The organism is Blautia sp. AM42-2, assembly GCF_003480245.1.
GTDB classification, from domain to species: domain Bacteria; phylum Bacillota; class Clostridia; order Lachnospirales; family Lachnospiraceae; genus Fusicatenibacter; species Fusicatenibacter saccharivorans.
Map to the genome: position 1 here is coordinate 124,863 of NZ_QUIM01000005.1, position 16,856 is coordinate 141,718.

The following is a 16,856-nucleotide window of genomic DNA, read 5'->3' on the forward strand; positions in this document are numbered from 1 at the left end:
GCGAATGAAAAAAGCAGTCAAAGCCATTTTAAATGTATTGTCCTACGGCGGAATTGAAGTAGAATCTGCCCGTCGGCTTGCCGATATCAAGAAGCTGGATCCGATCCGTATTTTTCTGCGAAAATTGGATATGGAAATATATAATGGGGACTACAAGGTTCCGATTCGGCTGTTCTTCCCGGATGAAAAAATGGAGGAGCATGGTGCAAAAGAAGCGATTCTGTTCTTCCATGGCGGCGGCTGGACAACCGAGAGTGTGGAGACATACGACCGTGTCTGCGCACGCATGGCGCAGTCGACGGGGCAGATTGTTGTATCGGTAGAATACCGTCTTGCACCGGAGCATCGTTTCCCGACAGGCTTAGAAGACTGCTACGCCGCCGCCCAGGCAATGCTGCGCGGGGAGATTCTGCCGGAGGTAGCGCCGGAAAATGTCACGATCATGGGCGACAGCGCAGGAGGAAATCTTGCGGCTGTGGTCTGTCTGATGGCGAGGGACAAAAAAGAACTGCTGCCGGGAAAACAGATTTTGATTTATCCGGCGGTGAATTCCTGTTACACAGAGAAATCACCGTACAAATCCGTGAAAACCAATGGAACCGGATACCTTCTGACCAGTGTCAAAATGGAAGATTATGTAATTCTGTATCAGCGGACCGAAGAAGACCGCAAAAATCCGTACTTTGCACCGGTACTGGCAGAAAATCTGCAGGGACTGCCGGACACGCTGGTACTGACGGCGCAGTACGATCCGCTGCGCGATGAGGGCGAGGATTATGCGAAAAAGCTGAAAAGGGCTGGCAATCTGGTTGAACATCATCGGATCAAGGGTGCATTGCACGGCTATTTTGCGCTTGGCATTGAACACCTATATGTGCAGGAAAGTTTTCAGTATATGAATGCATTTTTAAGGAAAGAAAAACAGCAGAAAAATGCAGACGAAGAACTGGAAAACATAGCAGCAGTGAAGAAACAATTGACACACGGGAAGGCGTAAGGAGGCATAGAAAATGAAGAAAGAACATTCTTCGCGCTGGAGAAAGCTGGACAACGCGGCACAGGCATTTCCGGCGGCCACCGGAAAAAAGGATACGAGAGTCTTCCGGTTTTACTGCCAACTGAAAGAGGACATCCAGGCGGATCTGCTGCAGAAAGCGCTGGAGCAGACAATGGAGCATTACCCGGTGTTTTCCATGGTACTGCGGAAAGGTCTTTTCTGGTTCTATCTGGAGCAGCGCGATCTGCCAGCAAAAGTAGAAGAGGAAAAGCGTCCGCCGTGCAGTGAGATTTACGTACCCGACCACAAAACGCTTCTTTTCCAGGTTTCTTACTATAAAACCCGAATCAATTTCGAAGTATTCCATGCCCTGACAGACGGCACCGGAGCGATGCTGTTTCTGAAAGAACTGGTGAGCAATTATCTGATCCTGCGCCATCCAGAGGAAACATTTTCCAAGGTCAGCGAAGATATGCTGACGGAAACGGACTTCGAGGAGGACAGCTTTTCCCAGTATTACACCGGAAAGAAAAGTGAAAAAGAAAAGAGCCGCCCGGCATACCAGATCAAAGGCGAGTATCTGGAGCAGGAGGAGATGGAAATTACTGAGATTCTGCTTTCTGCGGAAGCAGTTCATAAGTGCGCAAAAGCACATGGCGTGTCGGTAACGGCGTACCTTGCGGCGGCGCTGGTATATGCAGTATATGAAGAAATCCCGAAAAGCAGGCTGAAAAAGCCGGTTTCTCTGATGGTTCCAGCCAACTTGCGTAACTTTTTCCCATCTGCATCGATGACGAATTTCTGGAGCTGGATCGAGATTGCCTGTGATCTTGGGCCGGAGGCATCGTTTGAGGATGCCCTGCAGATCACGGGAGCCGCGATGCAGAAAGAGGCGCTGAAGCAGGAGATTTCCACACGTATGAACGATCTGGTGCGGATTGAGCGGAATCCGGTGCTGCGCGCCGTGCCGCTGGAAATCAAAAATCTGGCGCTGATGGCGGGCACGACGCTCGGCGGACGAAGCATTACGACCGTCTATTCCAATATCGGCCGGATTCAGATGCCGCCGGAGTATGAAACATATATTGAGCGGTTCGGATTTTTCACCAGCACAGACAAAGTACAGATGTGTTCCTGCTCCTACGGGGACAGCATGGTGCTTGGAATCACATCTAAAATCGCCGATTCCAATATTGAACGGAACCTGATGCATCTGCTGCAGAAAGAGGGCATTGTCTGTGAACAGGAGGAAAATGATTTTCCGGGACAGAAAGAACAGCCGCACGGGACGGCCAAACTGGGATTGAAAATTTTTTCTTTCACCTGCATCGCGGCTGTCGTACTCTGCTGGATGATGAATTTCCTTGCAACGCCGCAGATGTGGTGGGCAGGTTATGCGACAGCGGGTGTGTTCTGCGCCTGGCTTCTGATCCGGGTGGGATATCAGAAACGGAAAAATCCACTCAAAAACAGTATGTGGCAATTGATCTTTATTATGATCGGTGCGATTTTGTGGGATTATGCGACGGGCTGGATCGGCTGGTCTGTCGATTTCGCAATTCCGCTCGCCGTTCTTCTGAATGGCGCGACGATGCAGATTCTGGCAAGAGCGTACAAAATGGAGGTCAGTGAATATCTTTTTTATCTGATGCAGTCCGGAGCAGCAGGAATCGTTCCGGCGATTTTGTGGCTGACGGGAACTGTCCGTATTACCTGGCCGTCCGTGATCTGCGTGGGCCTCAGTGTGCTGTATCTGATCGGGCTGTTTTTTTTCCGCGGAAAAGATTTTATGCGGGAAATGCAGAAAAAATTCCGGGTATGAAGGGAAAAGGTGATAGAAAAAATAAGAAGAGCAGGTAAGAAAAGTGGATGTTGGTCCCTTTTCTTACCTGCTCTTTTGAAACTTGTGTGTGTCTGCGGCGGAAAAGCCTGGAGAGAAATCTACTGCGCCTTCTCCTCACAGCTGCAGGAATCCCACGACGGCATTTCATCCCCATTCTTAATCGCATCGCGAACCGCACTGTAATACCGCACTTTCTGTTGAATATGCTCCAGATCGGATTCCATGCGCTCGATTTTTTCGCGTATATTCTGCTCATGTTCTTCGAGAATGGCAACCATCTGGTCAATATTTCCCGGGATATCATCCTCAAGCCGGAAAAACTCCTGAATCCCCGCAATCGGAAGACCGGTGCGCTTGAAGCAGAGAATTGCGGTCATGCAGTCAATGTGCTGCTGGGTGTAAATTCGTTTCTTACTTTCGGTATGAATGACATCCGTCAAAAGCCCGATCTCCTCATAATAACGAAGCGTAGAGGCCGGAAGTCCAAAACGCTCGGACATTTCACGAATGGTGTAGGTCTGCTGTTCCATGGAAAAACCTCCTTGAACGATAGAGTTTGAATAGTAGAATAACTTCTTAAAGTATACTTTAAGAAAGTGAAATTGTAAAGAGAGAATCTTCGTTACGTTTCACTTGGCAGTGCAGCACTTGCTGTTTTGATGCGTAGGAAAGGAATATTTATCAGAAAGTGAGAAGAAAAAGTACATTGCTTATCCAATGCGTCGTAAAATCCCTTGCTTCAGCTATGGGGATATAAGACGCGTCCATCGAATTTACGCAAGTAATTGAAGATGGACAAAATAACAATTGTGTTAATTGATAAAATATTGTATAATACAAACATGAACACAACATATAAATCAAACAATAATGTCGTCTATTCCTGTAAATACCATGTAGTATGGTGCCCCAAATATAGACGAAAAGTATTAGCGAACGGTGTAGATGTCCGGCTGAAGGAGCTGCTCACAGAGTATGCTGCAAATCGTTCTGTAGATATTCTGGAAATGGAGATCATGCCAGACCATGTTCATATGCTGCTGGAAGTAGATCCTCAGTTTGGAATCCACAAAGCTGTAAAATCGTTCAAAGGGTATACGTCCAGAATTTTAAGACAGGAATTTCCCTATCTCAAAACGAAAATGCCGACGCTCTGGACAAACAGCTATTTTGTATCTACCGTTGGCGGTGCCCCGCTGGAAGCAGTAAAACAGTATATCGAAAACCAGAAAACATCGCAGAGACAAAAGGATAAGATGGGCTAATGCAAAAAGGGATCAAATTCAGAATCTACCCGAACAGAGAACAGAAAAACTTCATCCACCAGACGCTGGGATGCTGCCGGCTGATCTACAACCGGGGACTTGCCATGCGCAAGGAAAGCTATGAAGAAGGGAAGAAGATTGGATATACCCAGACTTCCGCCATGCTGACCGAACTGAAAAGACAGGAGGAGTTTGCTTTTTTGAAAGCAGCAGATTCCATTGCCTTACAGCAGTCTCTGCGGGATCTCGACCGGAGCTTTGTGAATTTCTTTCAAAAACGTGCTTCCTATCCAACCTTCAAGAGCAAACATAACCGGTTCCAGTCATACAGAACGGTCAATCAAAAAGATAATATCCGTATTGTGGGAAGATATATCAAACTTCCGAAACTTGGATTTGTCAAAATACGCCAGTCGATGGAAGTGGGAAAAATTAATCACGTAACCATTGAGTACACACCGGCCGGAAAATATTTTGCAGTCTTAAATATTGATTTCGAACCGGAACCACGCCCAAATGCTGGAGGAACGATTGGAATTGATGTTGGAATCAAAGCATTCTATTCTGACAGCAATGGAAATACGGTATCAAATCCCAGATATCTGGAACGCTCCATGCGAAAACTCATAAGAGAACAGCGCAGACTTTCCCGGAAGCAGAAAGATTCCCATAACCGCGGGAAGCAGCGGCTCAGGGTAGCCAGAGTGCATGAGAAAATAGCCAATCAGCGGAATGATTTCCTGCAGAAACAGTCAACGATGCTGGTGCGCGAAAACCAAACCATCTGTATCGAGGATCTGAACGTGAAGGGAATGATCCGGAACCATAAACTGGCAAAATCCATAGCAAGTGTTTCCTGGGCAAAGTTTTTCAAAATGCTGGAATATAAAGCCAGCTGGTATGGAAATGAAATTCAAAGAGTACCAACGATGTATCCGAGCAGTCAAACCTGCAGCTCTTGCGGCTACAGAAATCCACGGATAAAAAATCTGAGCATTCGTATCTGGGAGTGCCCGAAATGCCATGCAGTTCATGACCGGGATACGAATGCAGGCATTAATATTCTGAAAAAAGCACTGCAGATGCAGTCTGCATAAAGATGAAAAGCTGTACCGTAGGGCATACGGGAACAGGATAAACATAGCTTGTGGACACTGTGTAAGACATTGCAGTACCGTAAGGTATTCGTCAATGCAGTGGTGGAAGAAACAAGAATCCCCCTGCTTTAGCTGTGGGGAGTGTCAAGTCTGCGTCTCAAATACGCTGCTTCTTTTTCATACTCTGTAATGGAAAACCAAGGAAAATCTCTTTTTACCTCTCTCATAGCGCTGCCTCCTGTGCATTACGATACAATCGGTTGATTCTTCCTGATTGCGGAAATGATTTTTCAGACACGCTCTGGCTTCTCTTCGGAAAAAGAAAGTAATAGCCACCAAAAATATCGGAAAAACTTTGTGAAAAAATAGAATTGTGTTTTGCAAGGGTCCCATGTAAAATAGCGGGCAGGAGGAGAAAGAGAGAAAAGGAGATTCTTAATCTTATGGGAACAAATGAAAAGAATATGACTGCGGGATCCCCCGGAAAACTGATCATAACGTTTGCCATACCATTGATGCTCGGAAATATTTTCCAGCAGTTTTATACGATGGCGGACACCATGATTGTTGGCCGGGTGGTAGGAGTAGAAGCGTTGGCGGCAGTAGGCGCCGGAGACTGGCTGGTCTGGCTGGTGCTGGGCATCATGACAGGTATCACACAGGGCTTTTCGATTCTTGTATCGCAGTACTATGGAGCAGGGGAAAAGGAAAATCTGAAATGTGCGGTGGCGAAAAGCTATATTATGACAGCATTACTGTCTGTGATTGTACTCGCGGTAAGTGAAGGAGCAGTTTATCACGTTCTTTTATTTTTGCAGACACCGGATAATGTTATTGATCTGACGATGCTATATTTGCGGCTGATTTTTGCGGGAGTCCCGATTATAGCTGCCTATAATATCTTTGCGGCGATCCTGAGGGCACTTGGAAACAGCAGATCTCCACTGATTGCAATGACAGTGGCAGCAGTGATCAATGTGGGACTTGACCTGCTGTTTGTGGCAGTTTTTGGCTGGGGCGTAGCCGGAGCAGCCGTGGCGACTGTTATTGCACAGGGATTTTCAGCCTTGTACTGTCTGCTTGTATTACGGAAAATCAGGGATATCCGACTGGAAAAGGAGGATTTTTACAGGCAGCCGTCTATGAGTCTGCGGCTTTTGAAGCTGGGTACTCCTCTTGCCATACAGAACGTGATCATTTCTGTGGGAGGACTTACGGTGCAGTATGTGATCAATGGCTTTGGCTTTCTGTTTGTAGCCGGATTTACGGCAACGAACAAGCTGTATGGAATTTTGGAGATGGCAGCCGTTTCCTATGGATATGCGATTACAACGTATGTAGGGCAGAATCTTGGCGCAAAGAAATATCAGAGAATCCGAAAAGGTGTGCGCAGCGGTACGTATATGGCAGTACTCACTTCTGTTTTCATTTCCGGTATGATGGTGCTGATTGGACGTAATATATTGTCTCTGTTTGTATCCGGTGAACCGGAGCAGATCAGACAGGTGTTAGATATTGCATATAAGTATTTGTTTATCATGGCTGTCTTTTTGTGGATACTGTATTTGCTGCATGTGTATCGTTCCGCGATCCAGGGGCTGGGCAATACTTTGATTCCGCTTGCCAGCGGCATTGCGGAATTTGTGATGCGTGTCAGCGTTGCGCTGCTGCTGCCGAAATGGATCGGCGAAGAGGGAATATACTATGCCGAGATCTGTGCATGGAGCAGTGCAGCTGTTTTACTGATCATAAGCTATATGATTCTGATGCGAAAATATAAAGATGCTAAAACGTCAGAAAGCTGATGCAGTCTCGCCTGCAAGAGGATTTTAGAGCTCTTACCCCGCTTAAAGCATAAGTAAGAAATAATACAAAAAAAGCAGTGCTGCAGAACGCAAACTACAGGAAACAGATGGGAAGGCGTACCCGAGGTACGACAAAAATCTGTCATGCAGTAATTTGCGCTCTGTGGGACTGCTTTTTTGCATGATTCTTGGAGTTTTGGGGAATTACGACAAGAAACAACCAAAAATTTCAATAACTAATCCAAAAATATTCTATTTTTTTTCAGGCCTCTTGTGATTATAATGAATTCATCAGCTAGGAACGAAGCGAATCTAGCAAAATCACCAAACTGGAGGAATAAAAATGAAAAGAAAAGCATTAGCAGCAATTATGGCAGTAGCTATGGCAGTATCCATGGCTGGTTGTGGAGGATCCACATCAGAGTCTAAAGATTCTACCCAGAAAACAGAAACAGCAGATTCTACGGCATCAACGGGCGGAAGCGTAGAAAACAAGGACAAACCTCTGTGCTGGTTCAACCGTCAGCCATCCAGCAGTGCTACCGGCGAACTGGACAAAGATGCTCTGAACTTCAACGGAAATACTTATTATGTAGGTTTCGATGCAAATCAGGGTGCTGAGCTGCAGGGACAGATGGTTCTGGATTACATCAAGAAAAACGCAGACACGATCGACAGAAACGGTGACGGCGTAATCGGATATGTTCTGGCAATCGGTGATATCGGACATAACGATTCTATCGCTCGTACACGTGGTGTTCGTTCCGCACTTGGAACAGGTGTAGATGCAGACGGCGGAGTAGATTCTACACCGGCCGGAACAAACGTAGATGGAAAAGCAAAGGTTGTGCAGGATGCAACTCTGGATGTAGACGGAAAAACATATACCATCCGTGAGCTGGCTTCTCAGGAAATGAAAAACTCAGCAGGTGCAACATGGGATGCTGCAACAGCTGGTAACGCGATCGGAACATGGACAGCTTCCTTCGGTGATCAGATCGATGTTGTAGTTTCCAACAACGATGGTATGGGAATGTCAATGTTCAATGCATGGGCAAAAGACAACAAAGTTCCTACCTTCGGTTATGATGCAAACAGCGATGCTGTAGCAGCAATCGGTGAAGGATATGGCGGAACAATTTCTCAGCATGCAGACGTTCAGGCTTACCTGACACTGAGAGTTCTGCGTAACGCACTGGACGGTGTAGATATCAATACCGGTATCGGTACAGCAGATGAAGCCGGCAACTGCCTGACAGAGGGTGAAGATTACAGATACAGCGAAGAAGAGAGATCTTACTACGCATTAAATATTGCTGTAACAGCCGATAACTACAACGATTTCACAGATTCTACAAAAGTTTACGACAAGGTTGCAAAACAGCTGGATGAAAGCAAGAGCCCATCCAAAAAAGTATGGCTGAATATCTACAACGCATCGGATAACTTCCTGAGCTCTACCTATCAGCCTCTGCTGGAGAAATATGATGATCTGCTGAACCTGAAGGTAGATTACATCGGTGGAGACGGACAGACAGAGTCCAATATCACAAACCGTCTTGGAAACCCGAGCGAGTATGATGCTTTTGCAATTAACATGGTTAAGACCGATAATGCAGCAGCATATACATCACTTCTCTCCAAATAATTTAGAGACAGAATAAAAGTGTAAATGGCAACGATTCAGAGCCATGCGAAATTGAGATGAGGTCTCTGAATCGTTACCGTAAATGAATGAAATTATAGAGGGGTGTCAGCAATGATACCCTTCTTTACTAAGAAAAGGAAGCGCAGCTATGACAGAAGATAAGAATAAATATATCTTATCGATTAACGGCATGAGCAAATCGTTCGGTAGAAATAAGGTTCTGAAACATATCAGCATGAATGTCAAACCTGGAACCATTATGGGACTGATGGGTGAAAACGGTGCCGGAAAATCGACAATGATGAAATGCCTCTTTGGAACCTATCAGAAAGATGAAGGAACCATCGTACTGGACGGAAAAGAAGTGAATTTCTCCGGTCCGAAGGATGCACTGGAAAACGGAGTGGCAATGGTACACCAGGAGTTGAACCAGTGTCTTGAAAGAAGTGTTGTAGATAACATGTTCCTTGGAAGATACCCAAAGAATTCCGTTGGAGTGATCGACGAAGGAAGAATGAAAAAAGAAACATCAGACCTGTTCAGAAAGCTGGGAATTACAGTTGATCTGACGCAGCCAATGAAGAAAATGTCTGTATCTCAGAGGCAGATGTGTGAGATCGCAAAAGCGATTTCCTATCATTCAAAAGTCATTGTACTGGATGAACCTACATCATCCCTGACTGCACCGGAGGTTGAAAAGCTCTTTAAGATGATGCGTCAGCTGAAGGCACAGGGAATTGCCCTGATCTACATTTCACATAAAATGGATGAAATATTTGAAATCTGCGATGAAATATCCGTATTGCGAGACGGAAGCCTGGTCATGACCAAGCCAAGTAAAGAAACGGATATGAACGAACTGATCGCCGCCATGGTTGGACGTTCTCTGGACAACAGATTTCCGCCTGTAGACAATACACCGGGAGAAACGATTCTCTCCGTACAGAATATATCAACAAAATATGCACCGAAACTGCAGAATATTTCTTTTGATATTAAAAAAGGAGAAATTTTCGGATTCTATGGTCTGGTCGGTGCCGGTCGTACCGAACTTCTGGAGACCATCTTCGGAATTCGTACAAGAGCAGAAGGAAATATCGTATATGACGGAAAGGTACTGAACTTCTCCTCCCCGAAGGATGCCATGGATCACGGATTTGCTCTGATTACAGAGGAAAGAAAAGCCAATGGTCTGTTCCTGAAGGGCGATATTACATTCAATACTACCATTGCGAATATGAAGCATTATAAGAGCGGAATCGCATTGTCGCATGACAAGATGGTGCGTGCAACGGCTGAAGAAATCAAGATCATGCATACAAAATGTATGGGACCGGATGATATGATCGCCAACCTTTCCGGTGGTAATCAGCAGAAGGTTATCTTTGGTAAATGGCTGGAACGTTCACCGAGCGTATTCATGATGGATGACCCGACACGAGGAATTGATGTTGGAGCAAAATATGAAATCTATGAACTGATTATCAATATGGCGAAACAGGGAAAAACAATCATCGTTGTTTCTTCCGAAATGCCGGAGATTCTTGGTATTACCAACCGAATCGGTGTTATGTCTAACGGACGTCTGGCCGGAATCGTAAATACCAAAGAAACAAACCAGGAAGAATTATTGAGACTCAGTGCTAAATACCTGTAACAGGAGGAAAATTGGAAATGGCAGAAAACAGCGTTATTATTTCGTCGGAAGAAGAAGCAAAGCTTTTGAAGCCGATCGATGAATATGTGGAAGAAATCCAGAAAAAAATCGATGCATTACGTGCAGACGGCTTTGACAAAGTGAGCGATCTGAAAAAACAGATCGCGATCGCAAAAGAAAACAAGAACTTATCCGCAACACAGAGAGATAAGATCATTGAAAACAGCAAAAAAGAGCTGGAAAATGCAAAAAAAGTAGAAGCAGACAACAAAGAAGAAATCAAAAAGCTGATCGCAGAGGCAGAAAGCTATCTGGCTGCGCATTACAAAAAGGATTATTACGACGTAGTAAACAAAAGCTGCAAAGCTGCAAAAGCAGAAGAAAACAGCAGATATGAGAAGATCAAAGCAGATCTGAAGAGCGAGCATCAGAAAAAGGTTGCTTCTCTGAAGGATGCAGAAGAGATCAAGGCTGAGAAATATGTGCTCAAAAATAAATTGTTTGATGCACAGATGGCTCACGAATCGAAGCTTCAGGAGATCAAGGACAGAAGACATGAAGCATTCATGCATAAATATCACCTGATCGACCTGTTGCGGGCTTCCAAATTTACATTCCCGCAGCAGAGAATACAGAAACTGGAAAATTACAGATATACTTTCGATTTATCTCAGTTCCTGTACAAAAACGGTCTGTATATCGTAATCATTCTGATCTTCATCGCACTGTGTATCATCACACCGATCGTCAAAAATACACAGCTGCTGACTGTTACCAACATCCTGAATATCTTACAGCAGGCATCCCCGCGTATGTTCCTTGCACTTGGTGTTGCCGGTCTGATCCTGTTAACAGGTACCGACCTTTCCGTAGGACGTATGGTTGGTATGGGTATGGTTACAGCAACCATCATCATGCATAACGGAATCAATACAGGTGCCGTATTCGGACATGTATTTGACTTCTCCGCTATGCCTGCTACAGCGAAAGCACTGTTTGCACTGTTAATGTGTGTAATCCTTACGACAGCATTTGCCATGATTGCCGGATTCTTCATGGCGAGATTCAAAATGCATCCGTTTATCTCTACCATGGCGAACATGCTGATCATCTTCGGTCTGGTTACCTATGCGACCAAGGGTGTATCCTTCGGTGCGATTGATTCTGCCATCCCGAATACCTTCATTCCGCAGATCGGAAAATTCCCGACCATCATTCTGTGGGCTGTTGCAGCAGTTGCCATTGTATGGTTTATCTGGAACAAAACAACGTTTGGCAAAAACCTGTATGCGGTAGGTGGAAACCCGGAAGCGGCAGCAGTATCCGGTATCTCTGTATTTAAAGTAACAATGGGAGCATTTATGCTGGCAGGTATCCTGTATGGCTTCGGTTCCTGGCTGGAATGTAACCGTATGGTTGGTTCCGGTAGTGCAGCTTACGGACAGGGATGGGATATGGATGCCATCGCAGCCTGCGTAGTTGGTGGTGTATCCTTTACCGGTGGTATCGGTAAGATCTCCGGAGTTGTAACCGGTGTACTGATCTTTACCTCCCTGACATATGCCCTGACGATTCTGGGTATTGATACCAACCTTCAGTTCATCTTCGAAGGTATCATTATTCTGGCAGCTGTAACACTTGACTGTCTGAAATATGTACAGAAAAAATAATGAGACATTCATAAAGATACCAGGAGTGCAAAGCACGTAGCAATCTGGTATCAAAGGGGTCAGAAAAACTTTTGATTCCAACATCTTCATAAACAGATAGAATATAAGACAGCCCGGTCGTCCGATGGATGACCAGGGCGGTCTTTTGTTCTGTTCTGGCAAAATTTGTAACTATTCAGAGCCATGCGAAATGGAAGAAAAATCGCGAATCATGTTTACATGAATGAGCTATTTTTCTGGAATTTCATATGGCGAGAAGCAACATCGAGATGCAGCGTAAGCGGAATCGAGATGGGGCTCTGAATAATTACAAAATTTTTGTAACTATTCATTCAGCAGAGAGCAATCTTCTGCTATAATAAAGGAACAATAATATGCTCCGCAAAACAGGAGGATAAGGATGGAACAATATAAAGTGATTCTTGTCGATGATGAAGTAGAGGTCATCGATGTTATGAAAAAAAAGATCCGCTGGAATGATCTGGGATTTGACGTAGTGGGAAGTGCCACCAACGGCGTGAAGGCTCTGGAGCTGGTGGAAAAGCTTCAGCCTGATGTGGTGCTGACGGACATTAAGATGCCTTATATGGATGGACTGGAGCTGGCAAGAAAGCTGAACCAGGACTATCCCAATATTTACATTATGCTTTGCACCGGTTTTGATGAATTCGAATATGCAAAAGAGGCCGTCCATCTGGAAATTAAGGAATATATGCTGAAACCCATCAGCGCCACCGAGCTGTCAGAAAGCCTGATGAAGCTGAAAGCCACACTGGACAGGGAACGGGAAGAAAAGTTAAATGTAAAAAAACTGGAAGACTATTTCCAGGAGGTATTACCAAAGCTGCAGTCCAATTTCTTCATTTCCCTGATTGAAGGAAGAGTCAGAGAAGAGGACTATGAACGATTCCTTTTGGATTATCAGGTGGATATGAAGGGACCTTTGTTTTGCTGTATTATCTTTCATACCTCGGAAAATGATGTGCCGGATGGGATGAATCCCTTATTATTATCCATGTCTGTGGAACGGGAGATCAAACAGCGGCTGATGGAGAACTGTAATTGCCAGGAATTCATCTATATGGGTAATACCATTCTGATTATGGAACTCCATTCAGAAGATGAGATAGCTCAATTGACGGACAAGTGTGACCGGTTCTGCCGCTGGGCATGGAGAATTATGGGGGCGGCGGTTACCGCAGGGGTCGGAACCGTCTGCAACAATCTGTACGATATCAGTATTTCCTACGAGGGAGCCAGAGAGGCGGTATCCTACCGTGTCCTGTACGGAACGAAACGAGCCATCAATATCGCAGAGATCGTTCCCAAAGAGTCAAAAAAGGCGGTTCCCTTAGAAGAAACAAAGATGCAGGAGCTGTTTCGTGCCATCCATGTAGGGGATCAGGAAAAGATCCGGAAAGAAGCCATCAAAGAGACAGAAAAGCTCCATAAGAATGCAGCCACCATCAGCCAGTACAATCTGGCCACCATGGAGATTGTCAGCGGCTTTTTCAAATTTTGTGCCAATAATTCCATGGATTTCAATGAAATTTCCGGAAATGTACAGAATCTTTACGAAAGAGTGACTCAGCTGGATGAAAGCTCTATGACAAACTGGATCATCAATATGTCTATGGCGATCAGCGAAAAACTGAGAAGTACCAGAAACAGTACCTCCAGACGGATCATCACCGATGCGCAGAACATCGTAAAAGACAGATATATGGAACCGGCGCTCTCGCTGGATGATGTGTGCGCAGATCTTGGGGTGTCCAATTCTTACTTTTCGTCCATCTTTAAAAAGGAGACCGGTCAGTCCTTTGTCTCCTATCTTACCGATTACCGAATGGACAGGGCAGAAGAAATGGTGCTGAACACCGATGAAAAAAGCTATAAGATCGCAGAAAAAGTAGGATATCAGGATGCGAACTACTTCAGCTATGTATTCAAAAAGAAATTCGGTGTTTCCCCTTCCAAATACAGAGCTTCCGGAAAATAAAAAGACGGAAAGCAGAAAGAGCAAGCACAGAAAGACTCCGAGAGTACATCAGGCAGAAAAGAGGGAACAGGTGAAAGGGAAAATACATGAAAGATAGAAAAAGAAATCCGGATTCCCGGAAGAATATCGTATTTAACATACAGTCGATCATCCTGTCTGTCCTTATGGCGATTTCACTGGTTACGATCATTGTAATGGGATTGCTGCTTTACCATCGATTCAAGCTGGCTCTGGAAAAAACAGCGGTAGACAACACGGAAGCTACTGTGGAGGCTACCGTAGACCGGTTAAATGCAGACCTGCTGGATATCCGGCAGATCCTAAACGGGGCAAACTACAACATAGTCCAGCAGTTTGATATATCCAGCCGGGAATTCTCGGAGCAGTTTAGCCTGCTCTATGAGACAAACTCCGATAAAATTCAGAGTCTGGCTTTGTATGACCCAAAAGGAAATCTGATCGCATCAGAGCCGGTGGCGGCAGAAAAGAAAAATGTGAAGGTGCAGACGCAGGAATGGTATAAAAATGCGGAAGATGCCATTGAAAATATACATTTTTCCACACCGCATATCCAGGAACTGTTTGAGGACGGATCTTATCGGTACCAATGGGTCGTTTCCCTGAGCAGGTATGTAGATGTCAACAAGGGAGAGACACCGGAAACCGGTATTCTTTTACTGGATATGAAATATTCTGTGATCAGGGACGTGATGAAGCAGATCAATGACTGTTCCGGCGGAATCTACTATTATCTGATCAGTCAGGACGGAGAGATGATCTATCATCCCCGGGGAACGGAATTAAACCGTGGATTATTTGAAGAAAACAGTCTGGAAACGGCAAAATACGAGGACGGAACCTATGAGATCCATTCCAACAGTCAGAATGAGACCGTGATCGTCGGCAGCGTAGCCTATACAGGCTGGAAAATGATCGGTGTTGTGCCGGAGAGTGTGCAGGCGGCAAACTACAAGAACTTCCGTTACTATGTATTTGCTACTGTTCTGGTTCTTATGGTCATGCTTTTGGAGGGAAACCAGCTGGTTTCCCGGAAGATATCCAAACCGATCCGGGAGCTGGATGCTTCCGTCAAGGCCCACGAGGCAGGAGGAAAACCGGATATCTATATCGGCGGCTCCTCGGAGATCCGCCATCTGGGACATTCTGTGCAGAAGTCCTATGAACAGATCGAAAAACTGATGGACGAGATCATCCGGCAGCAAAATGAACGAAGAAAAAGTGAACTGGATGCCCTGCAAAGCCAGATCAACCCCCATTTTCTGTATAATACACTGGAATCCATCACGTGGATGGTGGAAGCCCAGGAAAATGAAGCAGCGGTTCGTATGATTTCTGAACTGGCAAAATTGCTTCGTGTCAGCCTGTCACGCGGTAAGACCATCATTCCCATTAAGGATGAGCTGCAGCACAGCAGAAGCTATATGAATATCCAGCTGGCCCGGTACAAAGAGCGGTTTAAAACAGAATTCCGAATCGAGGAAGAGATCGAAAACTGCTGCATCGTAAAGCTGGTGATCCAGCCCATCCTGGAAAATGCCATCTATTATGGCGTCGGAAATATGGATGAGGATGATGACGGCATGATCATCGTCAGCGGAAAAAAGAAAGACGAGGACATTCTGATCACCATCGAAGACAATGGGATGGGCATGCGGGAAGAAGTCCTGGAAAATATTCTGACGGATAACAGCAAGGTTCCGAAGCACGGTTCCGGCGTGGGCGTAATCAATGTGCATTCCAGAATCCGGCTGATGTTTGGCGAAGAATATGGACTTTCCATAGAAAGCGAACCGGACGAAGGAACAAGGGTTACGATCCGTATTCCGGCAATCCCATATACACCGGAAAACGCAGAAGCATTGGAATTACAAAAATACATACAGAGGAGACCGGGCGGATGAAAAAGAACAGAATGAAATTTCTTATAATTGAGTTTCTTTTGCTGCTGCTGGCAGTATTCTTTGTATGGAAGATTTTCGATCAGAACGTAGCAGAGCCCCGGATTGCGGTGATTCTTCCGGAGTCCGGTGACAAACGCTGGGATGCCCTGATCAAGGGAATGAAGCAGGCTGCGGCAGAGAACAACGTTCATATGATCATCTGCAATACGGAAGAGATCGACGGGCCGGAGGTGGAAAGAGAATTTATCAGGGAACAGAAGGACAACGATATTGATGGCTTTATCATATATCCGGCACCCGGTCATGAGACGGAAAATATGCTGAAAAAAGAGTGTGGAAATAAACCGTATCTGCTGATTGCAGATGGTCTGGCGGTAAAAGAAGGAAAAACTGCCAGTCCCACGATCCAGCCGGATTACCGGGAGATCGGAAGGTGGCTGGGAGAACAGCTGAGAACAAAAAAGCAGAAAATCGGAGTTATCGCCGACTGGAAAATGTCCGAGGCTGTACAGGCGGAGATTTGTGGATTGAACGAGGCGCTGGAAGGCAGCGAAAGCAAGATCAGCTGGTGTATTTACCGGAGAAAAGAACAGGACATTGTGGAGCGGATGAAGAAGGAAACAGAGGCGGATGCTCTTGTCATCCTGGATGCAGGAATATTGGAAGAGTTTGGAGAGCAGGCAGAAAATGGAACATATAAGGGGGCAGAGCTCTATGGAGTGGGTTACAGTCTGAAGACGATTGCACTTCTGGATAACGGAAACATTCAGGGGCTGGCTGTGCCGGACGGATATGAAATCGGCTATAAAAGTGTGGAAGAAATAACCAAAAGGATCGAGCACAGGTCTTATAAAATGCAAGGATATATAACCGAATATCAGGTACTTGGCAAGGAAAATTTCTCTATGGACGAAGATTTAGAAAGGTTTTTATATTCCTATGAATAAAAAGAA

At 45.3% G+C, this 16,856-nt stretch carries 12 protein-coding genes; 11 read left to right on the plus strand and 1 reads right to left on the minus strand.

All coding sequences use genetic code 11. The annotated features are described in order from the left end of the window. The first annotated feature begins 4 nt into the window (after positions 1 to 4). Together DW915_RS08060 and DW915_RS08065 are read left to right on the plus strand one after the other, a co-directional pair. Positions 5 to 997 (plus strand): alpha/beta hydrolase, encoded by a 993-nt coding sequence (locus DW915_RS08060; RefSeq protein ID WP_118741909.1) that lies wholly within the window; start codon positions 5 to 7, stop codon positions 995 to 997. A gap of 13 nt (positions 998 to 1,010) precedes the next feature. Then, a complete protein-coding gene (locus DW915_RS08065) occupies positions 1,011 to 2,819 on the plus strand; it encodes a DUF6320 domain-containing protein (RefSeq protein ID WP_118741910.1) in 1,809 nt (602 codons plus the stop codon). 119 nt (positions 2,820 to 2,938) lie between these two features. Here the strand turns inward: DW915_RS08065 and DW915_RS08070 are convergent, their stop codons facing one another. Further along, complete coding sequence (locus DW915_RS08070; RefSeq protein WP_022462066.1) at positions 2,939 to 3,370, minus strand: MerR family transcriptional regulator; 432 nt, start codon at positions 3,368 to 3,370, stop codon at positions 2,939 to 2,941. A 312-nt stretch (positions 3,371 to 3,682) separates the two neighbouring features. Between DW915_RS08070 and tnpA the strand changes: the two genes are divergently transcribed. The 9 genes from tnpA to DW915_RS08115 all read left to right on the plus strand — a co-directional run bounded on the left by tnpA (position 3,683) and on the right by DW915_RS08115 (position 16,850). Beyond that, the gene (gene tnpA / locus DW915_RS08075) at positions 3,683 to 4,105 is read left to right on the plus strand and encodes an IS200/IS605 family transposase (RefSeq protein ID WP_118741935.1); all 423 of its coding nucleotides are present in this window, start codon (positions 3,683 to 3,685) and stop codon (positions 4,103 to 4,105) included. Beyond that, positions 4,105 to 5,202: an IS200/IS605 family element RNA-guided endonuclease TnpB gene (tnpB, locus tag DW915_RS08080; protein WP_118741911.1), complete on the plus strand. Its 1,098-nt coding sequence runs from the start codon at positions 4,105 to 4,107 to the stop codon at positions 5,200 to 5,202. Before tnpA ends, tnpB begins: the two co-directional genes overlap by 1 nt. A gap of 443 nt (positions 5,203 to 5,645) precedes the next feature. Beyond that, the gene (locus tag DW915_RS08085; RefSeq protein ID WP_118741912.1) at positions 5,646 to 7,007 is read left to right on the plus strand and encodes an MATE family efflux transporter; all 1,362 of its coding nucleotides are present in this window, start codon (positions 5,646 to 5,648) and stop codon (positions 7,005 to 7,007) included. A gap of 343 nt (positions 7,008 to 7,350) precedes the next feature. Further along, on the plus strand, positions 7,351 to 8,655 hold the full coding sequence (locus tag DW915_RS08090; RefSeq protein WP_022461114.1) for a substrate-binding domain-containing protein: 1,305 nt from the start codon (positions 7,351 to 7,353) through the stop codon (positions 8,653 to 8,655). A 148-nt stretch (positions 8,656 to 8,803) separates the two neighbouring features. Beyond that, positions 8,804 to 10,312, plus strand: a complete 1,509-nt coding sequence (locus DW915_RS08095; protein ID WP_022461115.1) for a sugar ABC transporter ATP-binding protein — start codon at positions 8,804 to 8,806, stop codon at positions 10,310 to 10,312. 17 nt (positions 10,313 to 10,329) lie between these two features. Continuing rightward, positions 10,330 to 11,982: a galactose/methyl galactoside ABC transporter permease MglC gene (locus DW915_RS08100; protein WP_022461116.1), complete on the plus strand. Its 1,653-nt coding sequence runs from the start codon at positions 10,330 to 10,332 to the stop codon at positions 11,980 to 11,982. Positions 11,983 to 12,382: 400 nt separating this feature from the next. Further along, positions 12,383 to 13,981, plus strand: coding sequence for a response regulator (locus tag DW915_RS08105; protein WP_022462801.1), 1,599 nt, complete (start codon positions 12,383 to 12,385; stop codon positions 13,979 to 13,981). Positions 13,982 to 14,067: 86 nt separating this feature from the next. Next, complete coding sequence (locus DW915_RS08110; RefSeq protein ID WP_118741913.1) at positions 14,068 to 15,903, plus strand: cache domain-containing sensor histidine kinase; 1,836 nt, start codon at positions 14,068 to 14,070, stop codon at positions 15,901 to 15,903. Further along, positions 15,900 to 16,850: a substrate-binding domain-containing protein gene (locus DW915_RS08115; protein ID WP_118741914.1), complete on the plus strand. Its 951-nt coding sequence runs from the start codon at positions 15,900 to 15,902 to the stop codon at positions 16,848 to 16,850. Before DW915_RS08110 ends, DW915_RS08115 begins: the two co-directional genes overlap by 4 nt. Positions 16,851 to 16,856 lie beyond the last annotated feature (6 nt).